This window comes from Nocardia sputi (assembly GCF_023501985.1).
In genome coordinates, this window is sequence record NZ_JAMFLC010000042.1 from 21276 (window position 1) to 37701 (window position 16426).

Annotated in this window: 19 protein-coding genes; 9 read left to right on the forward strand and 10 right to left on the reverse strand. The window is 67.8% G+C overall.

Annotation, left to right across the window (positions count from 1 at the left end; all coding sequences use genetic code 11):
* Nucleotides 1-28: 28 nt before the first annotated feature.
* Nucleotides 29-319, forward strand: coding sequence for a hypothetical protein (locus M8859_RS35025; RefSeq protein ID WP_249645547.1), 291 nt, complete (start codon nucleotides 29-31; stop codon nucleotides 317-319).
* 93 nt (nucleotides 320-412) lie between these two features.
* Nucleotides 413-1171, forward strand: a complete 759-nt coding sequence (locus tag M8859_RS35030) for an acyl-[acyl-carrier-protein] thioesterase (RefSeq protein WP_159930526.1) — start codon at nucleotides 413-415, stop codon at nucleotides 1169-1171.
* Here the strand turns inward: M8859_RS35030 and M8859_RS35035 are convergent.
* Both M8859_RS35035 and M8859_RS35040 read right to left on the reverse strand, forming a co-directional pair.
* Complete coding sequence (locus tag M8859_RS35035; RefSeq protein ID WP_249645548.1) at nucleotides 1168-2616, reverse strand: mannitol dehydrogenase family protein; 1449 nt, start codon at nucleotides 2614-2616, stop codon at nucleotides 1168-1170. The two genes, M8859_RS35030 and M8859_RS35035, sit on opposite strands and share 4 nt — an antisense overlap.
* Nucleotides 2617-2679: 63 nt before the next feature.
* On the reverse strand, nucleotides 2680-3627 hold the full coding sequence (locus M8859_RS35040; protein WP_195072322.1) for an NAD(P)/FAD-dependent oxidoreductase: 948 nt from the start codon (nucleotides 3625-3627) through the stop codon (nucleotides 2680-2682).
* A 242-nt stretch (nucleotides 3628-3869) separates the two neighbouring features.
* On the opposite strand from M8859_RS35040, the gene M8859_RS35045 reads away from it, so the two are divergent.
* The 3 genes from M8859_RS35045 to M8859_RS35055 all read left to right on the forward strand — a co-directional run bounded on the left by M8859_RS35045 (nucleotide 3870) and on the right by M8859_RS35055 (nucleotide 5615).
* A complete protein-coding gene (locus M8859_RS35045) occupies nucleotides 3870-4349 on the forward strand; it encodes a Dps family protein (protein ID WP_159930529.1) in 480 nt (159 codons plus the stop codon).
* Nucleotides 4350-4450: 101 nt separating this feature from the next.
* Complete coding sequence (locus M8859_RS35050) at nucleotides 4451-4786, forward strand: anti-sigma factor (RefSeq protein ID WP_236565771.1); 336 nt, start codon at nucleotides 4451-4453, stop codon at nucleotides 4784-4786.
* Complete coding sequence (locus tag M8859_RS35055) at nucleotides 4776-5615, forward strand: RNA polymerase sigma factor SigF (RefSeq protein WP_159930530.1); 840 nt, start codon at nucleotides 4776-4778, stop codon at nucleotides 5613-5615. The genes M8859_RS35050 and M8859_RS35055 overlap by 11 nt, the downstream gene beginning before the upstream one ends.
* Before the next feature lie 5 nt (nucleotides 5616-5620).
* Here the strand turns inward: M8859_RS35055 and M8859_RS35060 are convergent, their stop codons facing one another.
* Nucleotides 5621-5854, reverse strand: a complete 234-nt coding sequence (locus tag M8859_RS35060; RefSeq protein WP_159930531.1) for a hypothetical protein — start codon at nucleotides 5852-5854, stop codon at nucleotides 5621-5623.
* Between the two features lie 293 nt (nucleotides 5855-6147).
* On the opposite strand from M8859_RS35060, the gene M8859_RS35065 reads away from it, so the two are divergent.
* Nucleotides 6148-8259: an AMP-binding protein gene (locus tag M8859_RS35065; protein ID WP_321212764.1), complete on the forward strand. Its 2112-nt coding sequence runs from the start codon at nucleotides 6148-6150 to the stop codon at nucleotides 8257-8259.
* Nucleotides 8260-8319: 60 nt separating this feature from the next.
* Here the strand turns inward: M8859_RS35065 and M8859_RS35070 are convergent, their stop codons facing one another.
* Both M8859_RS35070 and M8859_RS35075 read right to left on the reverse strand, forming a co-directional pair.
* A complete protein-coding gene (locus tag M8859_RS35070) occupies nucleotides 8320-9678 on the reverse strand; it encodes a WS/DGAT/MGAT family O-acyltransferase (protein ID WP_195072320.1) in 1359 nt (452 codons plus the stop codon).
* A gap of 194 nt (nucleotides 9679-9872) precedes the next feature.
* On the reverse strand, nucleotides 9873-10523 hold the full coding sequence (locus M8859_RS35075) for a DUF6968 family protein (RefSeq protein WP_159930533.1): 651 nt from the start codon (nucleotides 10521-10523) through the stop codon (nucleotides 9873-9875).
* A gap of 307 nt (nucleotides 10524-10830) precedes the next feature.
* On the opposite strand from M8859_RS35075, the gene M8859_RS35080 reads away from it, so the two are divergent.
* A complete protein-coding gene (locus tag M8859_RS35080) occupies nucleotides 10831-11343 on the forward strand; it encodes a hypothetical protein (protein ID WP_159930534.1) in 513 nt (170 codons plus the stop codon).
* 57 nt (nucleotides 11344-11400) lie between these two features.
* Here M8859_RS35080 and M8859_RS35085 read toward each other — a convergent pair whose 3' ends face one another.
* The 3 genes from M8859_RS35085 to M8859_RS35095 all read right to left on the reverse strand — a co-directional run bounded on the left by M8859_RS35085 (nucleotide 11401) and on the right by M8859_RS35095 (nucleotide 13364).
* Entirely contained in the window at nucleotides 11401-12165 is a 765-nt protein-coding gene (locus M8859_RS35085) for a DUF8020 domain-containing protein (protein ID WP_159930535.1), read from the reverse strand.
* Between the two features lie 192 nt (nucleotides 12166-12357).
* Nucleotides 12358-12741: a helix-turn-helix domain-containing protein gene (locus M8859_RS35090; RefSeq protein WP_159930536.1), complete on the reverse strand. Its 384-nt coding sequence runs from the start codon at nucleotides 12739-12741 to the stop codon at nucleotides 12358-12360.
* A 137-nt stretch (nucleotides 12742-12878) separates the two neighbouring features.
* Nucleotides 12879-13364 (reverse strand): nitroreductase family deazaflavin-dependent oxidoreductase, encoded by a 486-nt coding sequence (locus M8859_RS35095; protein WP_249645549.1) that lies wholly within the window; start codon nucleotides 13362-13364, stop codon nucleotides 12879-12881.
* A gap of 183 nt (nucleotides 13365-13547) precedes the next feature.
* Between M8859_RS35095 and M8859_RS35100 the strand changes: the two genes are divergently transcribed.
* Nucleotides 13548-14414 carry a mycofactocin-coupled SDR family oxidoreductase gene (locus M8859_RS35100; protein ID WP_159930538.1) on the forward strand — a complete coding sequence of 289 codons (867 nt, stop codon included), beginning with the start codon at nucleotides 13548-13550 and terminating at the stop codon, nucleotides 14412-14414.
* A gap of 16 nt (nucleotides 14415-14430) precedes the next feature.
* On the opposite strand, the gene M8859_RS35105 is transcribed toward M8859_RS35100, so the two are convergent.
* Nucleotides 14431-15009, reverse strand: a complete 579-nt coding sequence (locus M8859_RS35105) for a TetR/AcrR family transcriptional regulator (protein ID WP_159930539.1) — start codon at nucleotides 15007-15009, stop codon at nucleotides 14431-14433.
* A gap of 93 nt (nucleotides 15010-15102) precedes the next feature.
* On the reverse strand, nucleotides 15103-15978 hold the full coding sequence (locus M8859_RS35110; protein ID WP_195072325.1) for an LLM class F420-dependent oxidoreductase: 876 nt from the start codon (nucleotides 15976-15978) through the stop codon (nucleotides 15103-15105).
* A gap of 352 nt (nucleotides 15979-16330) precedes the next feature.
* Here M8859_RS35110 and M8859_RS35115 point away from each other — a divergent pair.
* The coding region (locus M8859_RS35115) for a hypothetical protein (RefSeq protein ID WP_249645550.1) at nucleotides 16331-16426 on the forward strand (96 nt) is incomplete at its 3' end.

The following is a 16426-nucleotide window of genomic DNA, read 5'->3' on the forward strand; positions in this document are numbered from 1 at the left end:
ATCCCGCGGTGCCACCGGCGAGGCCGCCTTGCACGCGCAGGACACCGTGCTGGCGATCGCCGCGCGCGAGGGTGACCTCGTGCGTGGCGACTGTTTCGGCGCCGTACTGGCCTGCCGTACCGCGATCGTTGCGCCGACTATCGAACACCGGGTGGTCCGCGGCGTCGCCGATGGTGTGCCGATGCTCTTCGACGCAGAGGTCGCCGTGGGCGTCGAACGGGGGCCGATCCCGCGGCCCGGCGACCGGATTTCCGTATACCCACCCATTTCCAGTAGAGTGGCTAACTATTGGCGATCTACCTTGATGTCGGGCATTTGACCAATGTTGCTGATGAGATGAGTTATCTTTCAGCTAGATGACGATATGGCCATGTCGATCGCGATGTCAGCAAATGACTGGCATCATCCGGTTATGGTCATTCCCAGCGTGCTGCCGGAACCCCCAGCCGTCCTGACGCCGTTCGAGACGGGATGGCCCGTACGTCTCGCCGATACCGACCGTGACCAGCGCCTGCGGCTCGACGGTGTCGCGCGCTACCTGCAGGACGTCGGGTACGACCACCTCGATGTTCTCCAGGACGGCGATATCCACCGACTGTGGGTCATCCGCAGGACGGTGATCGACGCGCTCAAACCGCTCGGGTTCGGCGAGTGGGCGACGCTGCGACGCTGGCCTTCGGCGACCTCGACCCGGTGGTGCACGATGCGGGTTCAGGTTTGCGGCAGCGCGGGCGGTCTGGTGGAGACCGAGAGCTTCCTGATCCACTTCGGCACCGAGTCGGGCGTGCCCGCGCGGATGAGCGACCGGTTCCTGGCACCGATGCTGGCCTGCACGACCGAGCACCGGTTGCGCTGGAAGGCCTCGCTCACCGATCCGATGCCCGCGGCAGGCGAGCCCGGCGTCCAGATCCGGCCTTTCCCGCTGCGGGTCACCGACATAGACCTGCTCGACCACATGAACAACGCGGTCTACCTCACCGCGCTCGAGGAGGTCCTCGCCGATCACGCCGAACTGAAATCCGGTCCGCACCGCGTGGTGATGGAATACGGGAAGCCCGTGCGGTCCGGGGAGCACGTCGACCTCGTCACTCGCTGTACGGACTCGAGCCTGGACGTATGGTTCGCGGTCGGCGCGGACTGCCGGGCGATAGCCCGCGTCACCCCGCGCTAACGCGCCAACGCCTCGACGGTGGCGTGTGCGCCCCTGGTGTGCAGTGTGTCCAGGGCCGCCAGATACGCGGTCACGAACCGGGGGTGGTCGATCAGATCGCCGAACAGCGAACGTTCGCCGAGGAAGGCGGTGGGCTGCTCGCGTTGCCGCCGGGCGAGGGGAACCAGCCGGTCGGCGAGCCGGTCCACGATCCGGATCGGCTCGCCTTGCTCGTCGACACCCTCGGCGTAGCGCGCCCAGCTCGCGACAACCGCTGCGGCACAATCGATCTCGCCGTCGGCAGCGAGTTGCGCCCGCACCACCGGCAGCAGCCACTTCGGAATCCGATCGGAGGATTCCGCGCACAATCGGGCTATGGTGTCGCCGATCGCGGGGTTGGCGAACCGGTCGAGCAATGTCCGCTTGTAGGCGTCCAAGTCGACACCGGGTACCGCGCGCAGCGTCGGTGTCGCCTCGGCGTCCATATAGCGCGACAAGAATCGCCGAAAGGCCGGATCCCGCGCGGCTTCGTGGACCAGCCGGTAGCCGCTCAGGTATCCGAAGTAGCACAGCGCTTGGTGGCTCGCGTTCAGCAACCTCAGTTTCATCAGTTCGTACGGGGTGACGTCCGCGACGACCTGTACGCCGGCTTCCTCGAAGGCCGGACGGCCGAGTTCGAAGGAATCCTCGAGCACCCATTGCGCGAAGGGCTCGGTCACGACCGGCCAGCGATCGATGAGCCCGTAACGCCGCTCGATCTCACCGCTCGCCTCGGGTGGGGTCCCCGGGGTGATCCGGTCCACCATCGAATTCGGGAAGCGCACGTGCTCCCAGATCCAGGATCCGAGTTCGGGATCGCGCAGATCGGCGAAGGCGCTGAACGCGCGGCGCGCGACGTTCCCATTGCCTTCGATGTTGTCGCAGGACAGCACGGTGAACGGTGCGATTCCCCGGGATCTGCGCCGGGCCAGCGCTTCGGTGAGGTGACCGAAGACGGTGGCAGGCGGGGAATTTCCGGCGAGATCGGCGCGAATCGCGGGATCGTCGGCGTCGAATTCCCCGGTGGCGGCCGCGATCCGGTACCCACCCTCGGTGATGGTGAGCGAGACGATCCGGGTGGCCGGATCGGCGAGTCTCTCCACGACGACCTCGGGATCGTCCGGGGCATATCGGTACTCGATGATGGAGCCGATCACGCGCGTGGTCCAGGCGCCTTCCGGCGCGACTGCCGACAGTGTGTACAAGCCATCCTGCGCCCGGAGCACATCGCGCATGTGGCGATCACCGGGCAGGACGCCCACCCCGCAGATGCCCCACTCGTGCCCGAGGCCGCGTTCGAGCAATCGGTCGAGGTACATCGCCTGGTGCGCGCGATGAAATCCGCCGACGCCGAAATGCACTACCCCCGTCTTGATCCGGGAACGGTCGTAGGTCGGTGTCGAGACGCGACCGCTGAACTCCGTCATTGTCGCCGCCCGTAAGGGCGTTGCCGTCCCCTCCGGCATCCCGCACCTCCCGTGTCGTGTGGATCACACCATATCCCCGAGTAGCCATCGCTCGACGGCCATCCGGGTGTCCTCCTCGACGAGATCGGCGTTGATCGCGGCGGCGGCTGTTACGCCACCGGCAGCGGATTGCACCACCCCGGCGACGATGTCGGTGACGTTGCCCGCCACCCACACGCCGGGAACCGAGGTGCGTCCAGCGGCATCGGCCACCACATGCGTGCCCGCTCCTGACGGGTGCTCGGCGGTTTCGACGCCGAGGGCGAGCAGCAGCGCATCGCGTGCGACCAGCCGAGGCGCGAACGCCAGCGCGGCGATCGGCACGACCGGCCCGGATTCCAGCCGAGCTCCCGTGATGTGGTCGTTCACCACCTCGAGCGCGCGCACCGCACCCTCCACCACGGCGATGCCGCGAGCCGCGAGCTGCTCGGCCTGTTGCGCTGTCGGCGCGGGAGAGGTGTGCCGAAGCAGCGTCACCCGCGAGCTCCACTGGCGGAACAGCAGCGCGTGGTGCACCGAGCCGAGCACGCCGATCGGCTGGTCGCGGATCTCCCATCCGTGGCAATACGGACAGTGCACGACGTCGCGGCCCCACCGTTCCCGCAAGCCGCTGATCGGTGGCAACTCGTCCGCCAAGCCGGTGGTGACGAGCAATCGGCGACCGCGCAGGCGCTCACCGCGGTCGGTCTCCACCACGAACCCGCCTGGCGTCCGTTGCGCGGACACCGCTCGCGCGTACCGTATCCGCCCGCCGTACTGCTCCACTTCCCGCGCGCCGATCGTCACCAGCTCCGCCGGTGGAATGCCGTCGCGGGTCAGCCACCCGTGCACTCCCGCGGCGGGAGCGTTGCGCTGCTCGCGCGCGTCGATGACGAGCACCGAGCGGCGCGCCCGCGCCAGGGTCAACGCCGCCGACAACCCGGCCGCGCCGCCGCCGATCACCACCACGTCCACTTGCTTTTCCTCAGCCATGCCTCACCGTGCCGACAACAGGCGCGCATCGGCAACTATTGTTGCCATTACGGCAAATCGGGCCGAGCTGTCTCCGCTCGTAACACCGGTGGACCGCACCCGCTACCCGACCGAGACGCACCCGTGCGACTTGCCGGGGCGACCACCCACTCTTCCCGGTCGGGGAACCTACCGGGAGGTTTATCGCCGCATGGCTGGGTAGACCGTCGATGTCCGGATCGACGGCAGAAAGGCTCAGAGCGATGTCCCAACCCATCACCAGCACCTTGGACCCGGAGCAGCAGCGCATCGCGGGCGAAACGCTGCAGGCCACGGTGGTCGACCTGATCGACCTGTCGCTGATCGCGAAGCAGGCGCACTGGAACGTGGTCGGCTCCAACTTCCGCTCGGTGCACCTGGCGTTGGACGAATTGGTCACGGTGGCACGGGAGTTCACGGATTCGGCCGCGGAGCGCGCCACCGCCGTCGGAGTCAGCCCGGACGGTCGCGCCGCGACCGTGGCCAGGGATTCCGGCACGCTCGGCATGGGCGAGGGCTGGCAGCAGGACACCGACATCATCGACACGATCGTCGGCAACCTCGCCGCCGTGATCAAACGGCTGCGTGAGCGCATCGCCGCGACGGAGAAGGCCGATCCGGTGACCCAGGATCTGTTCCTGGCGATCGCGGGCCGGCTGGAACAGTTGCACTGGATGTGGCAAGCGCAGCTCGCCACGGTCTGATGCGTCTTATCACGTGCGCGTTCGGCGCGGCCGCCACCGAGACCACCGCGGTCGCGGTGCGGATCCCCGCCGACCCGCGACACCTTGCCTTGGTCCGCGGGATGGCCGACACCGTGTGCCTGGTCGCCGACTTCCCGCTCGACGCGGCCGCGGACATCCGCCTGGCGATCAACGAAGCGGCCACGATGCTGATGGCAGGCTCCGTGCCCGGCTCGATACTCGGTTGCGAGTTCACCTACGGCGTGGACCGGATGAGCGTGCGCGTCGACGCCGTCGCGGCCTGCGACGAGCTGCGCGGCGATCCGTTGAGCTGGGAGTTGGTTCGTATGCTCACCAGTTCCCTGTCGATTTCTCGTGACCCTTTTGATTCGGAGATCGGCGGGTATCCGACCGTTATCGAATTCAGTTGGGAACGAGGACCATTTGATGACACGTGAGTTCACGACCGACGGAAATGGCACGACGGGCCGGACGCGCGCGGGCGACAGTTACGACAACATCGAGCCGTGGTTCGAGAAGATGGCCGCTATGGCGGAGGACGATCCGCACCGCGCCGCGTTGCGCGAGGAGGTGACGCGGCGCTGTCTTCCGCTCGCCGAACACATTGCCCGCAAGTTCTCCGGACGCGGCGAGTCCTACGAGGACCTGCTGCAGATCGCCCGGGTCGGGCTGGTGCTCGCGGTGGACCGTTTCGACGTCTCGCGCGGCAGCTCGTTCCTCGGGTTCGCGGTCCCCACCATCATGGGCGAGGTGCGCAGGCACTTCCGGGACAACACGTGGTCGTTGCGGGTGCCGCGGCGGCTCAAGGAGATTCAGCTGCGTATCGGCCCGGCCACCGAGGCGCTGTCGCACCGGCTCGGGCGGATGCCGACGGCCAGGGAGATCGCCGCCGAATTGGACGTCGAGATCGGCGAGGTCACCCAGGCGCTGATCGCAGGCAACGCCTATCAGACCAACTCACTGGACACGGGGGGCCGCGAGGACGGCGATGGCGCGCCGCAAGCGCTCGCCGACACGCTCGGCGCCGAGGAACCGTGCTACAACCTGCTGGAGCAGGCGATGGCGGTGCGCCCGCTGATCGCCGAGCTGCCGCAGCGCGATCGGCAGGTGCTGATCATGCGTTTCTTCGAGTGCCGGACCCAGAGTCAAATCGCTGAACACCTGGGCGTCTCCCAGATGCAGGTGTCGCGCATACTCGCCCGGATACTCGCGGACTTGCGCGAGCGCGCGCTGGGCTCCGACGAACTCGCTACACGCGCGGCCTGACTTCCCTACGTGCGCGGCCGGGCGGCCGAGCCGGTCATCGGCGTGGCGGAGACCTCTCCGCTCCAGCCGCACGGCAGGGCGCAATTGGCGATGACCTTGGTCTCCCGCTCGCCGTTGTCGTAACGCAGCGTGGTGGTTTCCGCGTAAGCGGGATATCCACACGCTCGGCATTTGCCGAAGAAATCGAGGATCTCTTCGGTGCGGGAGTGCGCGATTCGTCGGGCGGGCTTGTCGTCCATAACCTCTCCAGCCAGCGTGCGGTCCTGCCGAGCAGGCGTCTGAGACGTTACGATCGGCCCGCGGGCGCCCACTGGGAATTCCGTGTTCGTTGGGTGGATTCACAGGCGCCGCGCGGGACGATTGGGTGGGTTCCCAGCTTCAGGTGAATGCTGGGCAATCGCAGGGTATTTCCTGCGTATCGCTGGTAGTGGCGGCGAAGCGGGCGCTACTTGACCTCGCCTGTGACTGACGTTACAAAGGAGCTACCCGCCGACCCGAAGTTCTTCGAACCGGCCGACGAGAAGTGCACAAGTTGGTTACCGATGTCATCGATGTAGTCGCGGAGTTCGCGATCGCCCGCAAGACCATTTGGGATCTGTTGCTCGAACCACAGACGTATCCGCGCATGTTCACCGGAATCGGCGCGTGCGAGCAGATCCAATCCGCCGACGGCAACGTGGTCTGGCAGATGCGTGTCGGTACCTACCAGACCGGCATCCGCACCCACCAGATCCGGCTGAGCGTGGGCCGGTGGTACGAGAGTTTCGAGATGCAGTACGCCGCGCTGGGCAGCTTCGCCTCGGTGCGGTTGCACGGTGACGAGGAGCGCACCAAGGTCACGGTCACCTATTTCGCGCCGAGCCGGGTGCACCCACGCGTGGCCGAGCTGTCCAATGTGGCGATCGCGGAGTGGACAAAGAGCGGACTCGAGCGGGTAGCCGACGTCGCCAAGGGCGCACGGACCTCGTTGGTGGTCAACGGCGAGGATTCGCCGATCCTGCGCAACGCGGGCGTAGCACGGCAGATGGTGGCCACCGGTGTCGTGCTGCCGGTGCGGCTCGATCGCACCGTGAAACAGCTGCGCTCGCTGGCTAAATGGGGTTTCAACCTGGCGGGCGGGTACGCGGCGGGCGCGGCATACGCGCCGGAGCGCGCCGCGATCATCGATGACCGCGGCACCCGGTCCTTCGCCGAAATGGACGAGCGGACCACCGCGCTGGCCGCGGCGATGGCCGCACACGATCTCGGCCCCGGTGACGCCATCGGACTGCTGGCGCGCAACCACGCGGGCATGGTCGAATGCATGGTCGCCGCGGGCAAACTCGGCGTGGACGTGGCCCTGCTGAATTCCGGGCTCGCGGGGCGCACCATCGAGGAGATCGTCCAGCGAGACCGGCTGTCGGCGCTGTTCGTCGACGGTGACCTGGAGGAGTTGGTGCGCTATCTGCATGCCGACATCCCGCGCTACAACACCGACGAACGCCCGCCCGCTCCCGACCGGACGACCGTGGATCAACTCGTGGCCGAGGGGCACACCACGTTTCGCACGCCCGCTCAGCCCGGGCGGCTCATCGTGCTCACCTCCGGGACCAGCGGGACCCCGAAGGGGGCACGCAGGCCGCACCCGAAGGGTTTCGGATCCATTGCGGCATTGCTCTCGCGCATCCCGATGCAGATGGACGAAACCATGCTGATTCCCGCGCCGCTGTTCCACACCTGGGGGCTGGCCGGTCTGCAACTGAGCACCGCGCTGCGCGCCACTGTGGTGCTCGCGGAACGCTTCGACGCCGAGGACTGTCTGCGCCGGATCGCGGAGCACCAGGTCAACACGGTGATCGTCGTGCCGACCATGGTGCAGCGCATCCTCGATCTGCCCCCGCACGTGCGCGCTCGCTACGACACCTCCAGCCTGCGGCACATGATCAGCTGCGGGGCGCCGCTCGCTGGGGCGACCGTCGAGCGTTTCATGGACGCCTACGGCGACGTCCTCTACAACGTCTACGGGTCGACCGAGGTCTCGTGGGCGACGGTCGCCACCCCGGAGGACCTGCACACCTCGCCGACCACGGCGGGCCGCCCGCCGCTGGGCACCAAGGTCGCCGTGCTCGGGCCCGATCACCGCAGGTTGCCGATCGGCGCCACCGGGCATATCTTCGTCGGCAACCACATGCTGTTCGACGGCTACGTCAACTCGGCGCCACCGGACGAGGCACACGGGATGCTGGACACCGGCGACCTCGGCTATCTCGACGCCACGGGCCGGTTGTTCATCGCCGGACGCGACGACGAGATGATCATCTCCGGCGGCGAGAACGTCTTCCCGCGCCCCGTCGAAGAGGCGCTCGCGCACCTGCCGCAGGTCAGCGACGTCGCGGTGGTCGGGGTGCCGGACCGTGAATTCGGTCAGCGACTCGTGGCGTTCGTGGTGAAACGCGACGGAGCCGGGCTCGACTCGGACATGGTCCGCACCTACATCCGCAACCGCTTGAGCCGCTTCTCGGTCCCGCGTGACGTCACTTTCCTCTCGGCGCTGCCCCGCGGCGACACCGGCAAGATCCTCAAGCGCCTGCTCGCCGGTCCCGGCGCGACCCAACCGGATCTGCCCCCGTCGATCAACGGGCTCGGAACCGCGGGCTCGTCCTGATCCGCGAGCGGCGACCCGGCTCGCCCTGCGTGCGTCCCGAAAGGCCGTGGACCTGGCGGGTCAGTAGGCGGTGTCCTCCAGTTCGGCCAACGCGGATTCCAGGTGGTCGAGCAGCCTTGCCACGTCCGGCACGCTGCGGCGGCAGGCGACGATACCGACGTCGAGGCTGTCGGCGTTGCTGGTGAGGGTGATGTTCAGCGCCTGGCCGTCGAGCGGGATGGACAGCGGATAGCTGGCGTCGACCCGCGCCCCGTTCCAGTACTGAGGTTCCCGCGGGCCGGGGATGTTGGAGATGACGATGTTGAACGGGGGACTGGTCAGCGCGACCGTGGCCGGCAGCAGCAGCGACAGCGCCAGCGGGCTCAGCGTCAGCGCCGAGAGCGAGACCGCCTGCACCGGGGAGAGCGCCCGGTAGATCTCTTTGCTGCGGTGCATCGAGGTACTTATCGCCGCGAGCCGCGCCGCCGGGTCGGGTAGGTCGGTGGCGAGATTGCACAGCAGTGCGGCCACGGCATTCCCGCCGCCGTCGTCGGACTCGCGCCGCAGCGAGACCGGCACCATGGCGATCAGCGGCTTGTCCGGCAGTGCGACGTGTTCCAGCAGATAGGCGCGCAGCGCGCCCGCCGACATGGCCAGTACCACGTCGTTGAGCGTGGTGCCGGTCATCTTCTTGACCTGGCGGATCCGATCCAGCGGCCAGGAGCGGGCGGCGCAGCGGCGAGCCCCACCGATCGGGACGTTGAACATGGTGCGCGGGGCGGCGAAGGGCAGCGTCAATTGCTGCTCGAGCAGTGCGGCGCGAGCCAAGCGCAGAATCGAGGGAGCCGAGCCCGCCGCCCCGAGCAGCGCGCGTGCCCGGCTGCCCAGCGTGTGCCGCCGCGCCGTGTCCTCGCGGCGCCCGGGCGAAGGCGGGAGATGCCAAGGCACCAGCGCCTCGCTGGACTCGGGGTCGGTGGTCAATGTGCGCTGCAACAGGCGTTGGGCGCCGACGCCGTCGATGAGGGCATGGTGGATCTTCGAGTACAAGCCGACGCGGTCGCCGGCGAGCCCTTCGATCAGATGCGCTTCCCACAGCGGTCGGTGCCGGTCGAGCAGGGTGCTGTGCAGTCCCGCCGCCACCTCCGTCAGGGCGTCCAGGCCACCCGGTCCCGGCAGCGCCCGCCGCTGCACGTGATAATCGAGTTCCACGGCGCGGTCCACCGTCCAGGCCAGCTGCGGAGTGCCGAACAAGCGGGCAGGCCGCTTGCGGAACATGGGATGGAAATCCTCGTCGGCCGCCAGCGCCGCGTACGCGCGCCGGGCGAACTCGGGTCCGCAGCCGTCCACGGGGTCGAAGACCGACAGCGAACCGACGTGCATCGGATGCTCGCGTGATTCCGCCACGAGGAACAGAGCGTCTACCGGCGAGATGAATTCCATGGGCAGTTCCCTTCTGGCGACGCTGCGGCCGCGCCACGTTCTGGTTTCGGACGTGGAACAGTCGGCGACAAGCGTGCCGGAAGTGCTCATGGCGATGTGTGACCTACGCCGGTCGAACGACGATCCACAACCGATGATTCGATGCCGAATCCGCACCGGCTGGGCGGTTCGTCGGGGAATTGTGCGCCCGCGCGTCAGGACAGACGGCTGACCGGCCAATCCTGCGGAAGCTCGAGGCGCTGGCTGATCATGCTGATCGCGGCGTGCAGCGCTTGGATCTCGTCGACGCCGCTGGCCACGGACGCGCCCTGCTCGCTGATGTGGAACCGGCACAGGTGTTCGCGCCGGTCGGCCGCCAGATACGGCCTGCCGATGATGATCGACAGCGAACTGTCGGCGTCGCGCAGGGTGCGGGCCGCGATCAGGGCCTGCGATTCCTGCTCGGCTGTCGTGGCGGCGCGCGAGGGCCGCGCGGGGGCCGCGGGGAAGCAGGGGTCGGACGGCTCGGTCACCGCGAAGTGCGCGCCGTGACTGTTGGCCTGCCGTAGCTCCAGCGCGATCTCCTGGAAGGCGCGGTACAGCGCCGCGATGGAATCGGGACCATGCGCCCATCGCTCGCCGATTCCCTGAATGCGGAATCCGCACACCACGCCGGTGTCACCCGGCGCCATCTGTGGTTTCCCCACCTCGATCGCCACTTCCCGCGTCGCGTCGGAGACGGTGCGGGTGGCGATCACCTCCCGGATGCGCCGCCATCTCGTGCTCGCGATCGCACCGCCGTGTTCGGACTCGCGCACTGCGGCCGTGGTCGTGTCGCCGGTGACCCGCGCCGGTATCGCTCTCATGGTGGTGGAGTACCCAAGTTGCCTCCCGGTTTATCCTGCGGTTCGAGGTGACCTGGACCGCAGAGTGGGATCGAGGGTCCCGCGCCTGGAAACGCGATATGTACCGCCCGGTGCCCGTAGGTGTGCCGAGCAGGCCGGCGCGACGCGCCGCGCGGTCTCGGTCGGCGCGTTGCCCGCCGAATACCGTGTTCGAGTAAGACACGCCGGATCGGCAAAGGGGCTACCCGATGGTTAACGTGCCCCGGGTTTGGCAGGCTGTCGCGCAGATGTGATGGTGGGGCCGCGACGATGAGGAGGGGCGGACGAAGTGGTAACGATTGCGCAGTTGCGAGCGGTTCTGTCGATCCTGCGCGTCGACCCGGACGAGGTCGGCGCACGGCTGGGCGACACGGGTCTGCGTGGTCCGGACGCGGAGCGAGTCCTACTGATCGGTTTGCTACACCGGATTGCGAGCAGTGAGCTGCGTCAGGTCGTCACCACGACGATGGACGACGAGGAGGCCGCCAAGGCCGCCGCGGTGAGCACCCTGCCGGTGAACGGCGAGAACCCCACCGAGCAGGCGCGATTCGACGCGCACTGGCTGCACGACCGCATCGGCGCGTTGGCGGCGGGCACCAAGGTGGACCCGGTGCCGGTCCTGTTGGACGCGGCCGCGCGGTCGACGGACGCGGCCGAAGTCCTGCTGCTGCTCAGCCGCAACCCCCGGGGCCACGACGCGGACTCCCGATGGGAGCGGGCGCTCGACGACTTGGGGCGCGCCTATCACCTGATCAACGACGAGCGGGTGGGTCGCTCCAACACGACGACCGCGCCGCTGTAGCGACGCGGTCGGGATTTCCGTGTCCCGGCGGCGTGGTGCGCGCCGCCGAGAGGCGGGTCACTTCGGTTGTGCCGGTGCGGATTGCGCGGGCTTGTCGGCGAAGCGGGTGGTGCCCTCGGCGGCCTGCAGCGTGGTGAGCAGATCGACACCGGCCACGACGAGGGCGGGTCCGCCGACCGCGATGGTTCCGAGGATGCCGCCGAGGCTCGCGCCGGTCAGTAGACCGGCCACACAACCGACGGCGATGGTGACCAGGCAGCCGATCGTGGCGCCGATGGCGGTGCCGACGAAACCGCCGATGGCGGTGGCAAGGCCGAATTGGCTGGCGAATTCGTCACGGGCGCGCTGGTTCTCGGTCATGGACGCGACCGGTTTCGCGACGAGCGTTTCGGTGGTCGCGAGGCCTTCCGGCCTGGTCGGCCGAAGCTCCAGAACCGTGCTGTCCTTCTTCACCTCCGGACGGACCGGAATGGCTGTGCCCGCGATGCGGAAGTCGAGCGGCAACGTCATCGCGACATGGCCGTCGCGGTCACGGATGTCGACCACGTCGATCACTTGGGCGACGTCGGCCGGGGCGCCGGTGTGGTCGACGAGCACACCGTTGCGCTCGGTCAACCGAGCGCTCTGCTCGCCCGCGGGCTGATCCCGCAGCGCCTTGGACAACTCGAAGGTTCCGCCCCGGAGCGCGGCGACCACCGTCTGATCGACGATCCGGGCCGAGTAGGTGATGTCGGGAGCGGGCTCGGCGTGAGCGACGCCGGCGCCGATGGTCAGCGAGCCGATGGCGAGGATCGCTGCCGCAGTGATGCCGCGGAGTTGCATGATTCGTCCATTCCTTCATCGGGTTCTTACCTGCGTCCAGCACGCCCGGACCCGCGCACTCCGGCAGCGCAAGAGCAGTCGGCTAGGTCGCTGAGCAGCCTAGCAGCGCTCACAGCAACCGATGAGCGTTCCGGCCCGGCCGGCCGGAGATATCGAAAAATTCTCCGACCGGCCGAGTTTCGAATCCGGCGATCAGCGCGCCGCGGCGAGTTCGCTCGCCTGCTCGGCGCGCAGGATCGCCGCGCTCGTGCCGGGTGGCCAACCGAGTCCCGCGTCGAGCCGGTCGAGCACCTCGGCGCCGGGCCGCGGGTTGCGGGATCGCTCGATCTCGCTGACCACCTTGGCCGGCGGGCCGCCGTTGGCGGCCACCTCCGCCTGGGTCCACTTCATCTCCCGCCGCCGCGCACGCACGCGCGCGGCGAGAGCGTCGAGGTCGAGCGCGAGCGCCGTCTCGGCCACGTCCGCGCGCTCCGGCGCCGGTTCCGCCGCCGCGCCGAGCTCTTCCGCCCGGTGCTTTTCCCGCAGCATTCCGCTGGTGATCAGCCTGGACCGTTTCCGCCTACCCATTTTCGCCACACGCTCTCCCATCCTCTGTCGAGTCGATCGAATGCGTCGCACTGCTCCGGCGGCGGGCAGCGCCCAGCACGCCGGGGAACGCTGAACATCATGGGGGAGGGTGGGTGCGGACCCTGCTCGACGCGCCGGGTCTCGGCTCAGCGCGCCCCGTCCTCCGGATGGAGGATCAGCACCGGAATCTCGCGCTGCGTCCAGGATTGGTAGGTGTCGAAGTCCGCGTAGAGGGCCACGAGGTCGGGCCACAGTCGGCTTCTCTCCTCTGGCGTCGCCACTCGGGCGCGGACGCGGCGGTGCTCGGCCCCGATCTGCACCCGCGTCACCGGTTGTGCCAGGAGGTTGAAGTACCACTGGGGGTGGCGTGGCAGCCCGCCTTGTGAGGCGACGACCACCAGATCGTCGCCGTCCACGAGATACAGCAGCGGAGCGGTGAACAGTTTGCCCGTTTTGCGGCCCCGGTGTTCGAGCAGCAAGGTCGGCACCGGCTTCCGGAACCCCGCACCGAATCGCCAGCGCCCGCCGATGCGCCCCTTGGTCCGGCGATATACCCAGACCTGGGTCTTGGACATGTACTTGACCAGTTTCGCGACGAGCGGGGAATCGAGGTTGCGCGGTCGGTTCGGCATCGGCGCCCTTCTTGTTCGGCCCGGTGGGCACGGGTGTTGCCGGGAAATCTATTGCAGCGGCGAGCGATTGATCCACATCTATGTCCGTAGTATCGTCCAGACAGATGTCCGGTTACTATTCCATAAATGCGCCGGCCGCGTATCAGAGGTGATGGAACCGGTGGCGAGCACGGTGGAGGAAACATGGATCGGGTCAACGGCAAAGTCGTCTTGGTGACCGGTGCGGGACGTGGGCAGGGCCGCGGTCATGCGATCACCCTGGCCGAAGAGGGCGCCGACATCATCGCCTTGGACATCTGCTCCGACATCGCCAGCAACGACTACGCGCTGGCGACCGAAGCGGATCTCGCGGAGACCGAGGATCTGGTGGCGAAGATCGGCCGCCGAGTCGTGGCTCGAAAGGTCGACGTACGGGATCGTCCCGCGTTGCAGGAGGCGATAGCGGCGGCCGTCGCCGAACTCGGGCGCTTGGACGTGGTCGTGGCGAATGCCGGAATATGCCCCCTCGGCCACCACGTACCGTTGCAGGGATTCATCGATGTCTTCGACGTCAACTTCGTCGGCGTGGTGAACACCGTGCACGCCGCCCTGCCGCATCTGGGTGCGGGCGCCTCGATCATCGTGACGGGGTCGGTCGCGGGCTTGGTGCCGCAAACCGGATTCAACGGCCAGCAGGCGCTGCAAGGCCCCGGTGGCGACGGCTACGGCCTGTCGAAGAAGATGATCCGTTCCTACACGCAGACTTTGGCCTTGACGCTGGGGCCGAGCTCGATCCGTATCAACGCGGTCCACCCGACCAACGTCGACACCGACATGCTGCACAACCCGGGCATGTATCAGATCTTCCGTCCCGACCTGCAGCATCCGACGCGCGAGGACGCCGAGGTCACCTTTCCCTTCATGCAGGCCATGCCGATTCCGTTCGTCGAGTCCTCGGATATCTCGCACGCGGTCACGTTCCTGGCCTCCGACGAGTCGCGCTATGTGACCGGTTTGCAGATGTTCGTCGACGGCGGAGCATCCCTGAAACTGGGCCTGGCCGGTCAGTGACGCGGAATGCGCTGTGTCACTTCAGGATGAGCAACGCGGACCGCTCGATGCGGTCCGCGATGTCCGAATACGATTTGTAACCCATCCCCGCGTGGACCAACGCGCCCGCGTAGAGTAATTCGAGCGATTCGAGAATATCCGCGTCCGGATTTCCGGACAGGGCCTGCGCGAGGCGTGCGCGAATCTCCAACCCGATACGTGCTCGCAAATGTTCGACGTCGGGATCGCGACCGAGCAGTGCGCTGGTGACCGCGCCGGACAATTCCGGCTCGTCGGCGACCAACAGCGCGATGCCGCGAAGTTCGGCGATCACCCGCACTGTGGCGTCCGGATCCTCGCTGACGGGCGAGGGCGTCGCGCGCAACCGGCGCCAGAAGATCTCCGCGACCAGGTGTTCCTTGGAGGAGAAGTAGGTGTAGGCGGTGGCGGTACCCACCTTGGCGTTGGCCGCGACCAATCGGATGGTCATTCCCGCGAAGCCCTCCCGGGAAAGCACTTCCAACGCCGATCTGGTGAGCTTGTCGACGGTGTCGGCCTGTTTTTCCGACAGGCGCCGTCGCGTCGCTTCGACGATCCTGGAATTGCTTTCGGACATGTGTCTAGATGCTAGTATCGCATTTCTGTTCGAGCAACTTCCACGCGGAAACCGGTGTGTCTCCGGCCACGGAATTCGGCGTCGGTCTGTGGGCTACGGCGTGCGAACCGCGCCGAGCGGCCTGTCGATGTCCGTCAGCTTGCCCGACAAGCGCTCGAGGTACGCGAGGACGTCGTGCTCGTCCTTGTCCGGTAGGCCGTACACGACGTCGGTGACTCCGGCGTGATCCCACTCGGCCAGACGCGCGGCGTCCGGTTTGTAGTCGAGGGCGACCACGCGAGGTCGTCCGGTCCGGCCGGCCTGCTGCCAGATCTCGTACAGCAGCGCGAGCCGGCCCGAGATCTCGGTCTCGCCCGGGGTGGTGATCCAGCCGTCGGCGGACTCGGCGATCCAGCGGAAGGTTCGTTCGGTGCCCGCCGCGCCGATCAGCACCGGCACCGAGCGCCGCACCGGTTTCGGCCACGCCCAGCTCGGACCGAAGGTCACGTACTCGCCGTCGTGACGCGCCTCGTCCTGGCTCCACAGCGCCCGCATCGCCGCCAGGTATTCGCGCAATACAGTGCGCCGCTTGTTCGCGGGTACGCCGTGATCGGCGAGTTCGTCGGTGTTCCAGCCGAAACCGGCGCCGAGTACCACGCGGCCGCCACTGAGATGGTCGAGTGAGGCGATCGTCTTGGCCAGGGTGATCGGGTCGTGCTCCACCGGGAGCGCGACGGCGGTGGCCAGTTCGATGCGTTCGGTGACGGCTGCCGCCATGGACAGCGCCACCCAGGGGTCGAGCGTGCGCAGGTACCGGTCATCGGGCAGGGAGGCGTCGCCGGTCTGGGGGTGCGCCGCGTTGCGTGCGACCGGGATGTGGGTGTGCTCGGGGACGTAGAAGGAGTCGAACCCCGCCTGCTCCGTCGCGCGGGCGGCCGAGGCCGGGGTGATGCCGCGGTCGCTGGTGAACAGCACGATGCCGAATCGCATGAGAACCCCTGTCTGATCGAGTCGTGCGGTGCCTGCGATCGGTGTTCCGCTCACGGGCGCACTCTGTCGGCGCCGCGCCGGTTGAAAACCGGAGTCCCGTTGGCGCAGTGTCTGGACAACTGTTCGGAATATAGTCCGGATGGCTGGTGGCTGCAAGAACGGGTTCTCGTTTGTGCCATGTCGGGTCGGGGCTGGGCGTGGGAGGGCTCGTTTCCGTCGAATCGGCGGCAGGGGATTGTCCTGAAAAACTGTCGGTGGTACCGTCCAGACACATGTCCAGCTATGTGTCTTTGCGGCGCGGCGCGAGGGCGTTTCCCGTCGAGAACGTGTTATCGGATTGGGAGTGTGTGTGATGACGGTTGTGGTGGGGCCGCTGGTGTTCGATCCGTATGACTATGGGTTTCATGAGGATCCGTATCCGGTGTATCGGCGGTTGCGGGAGGAGGCG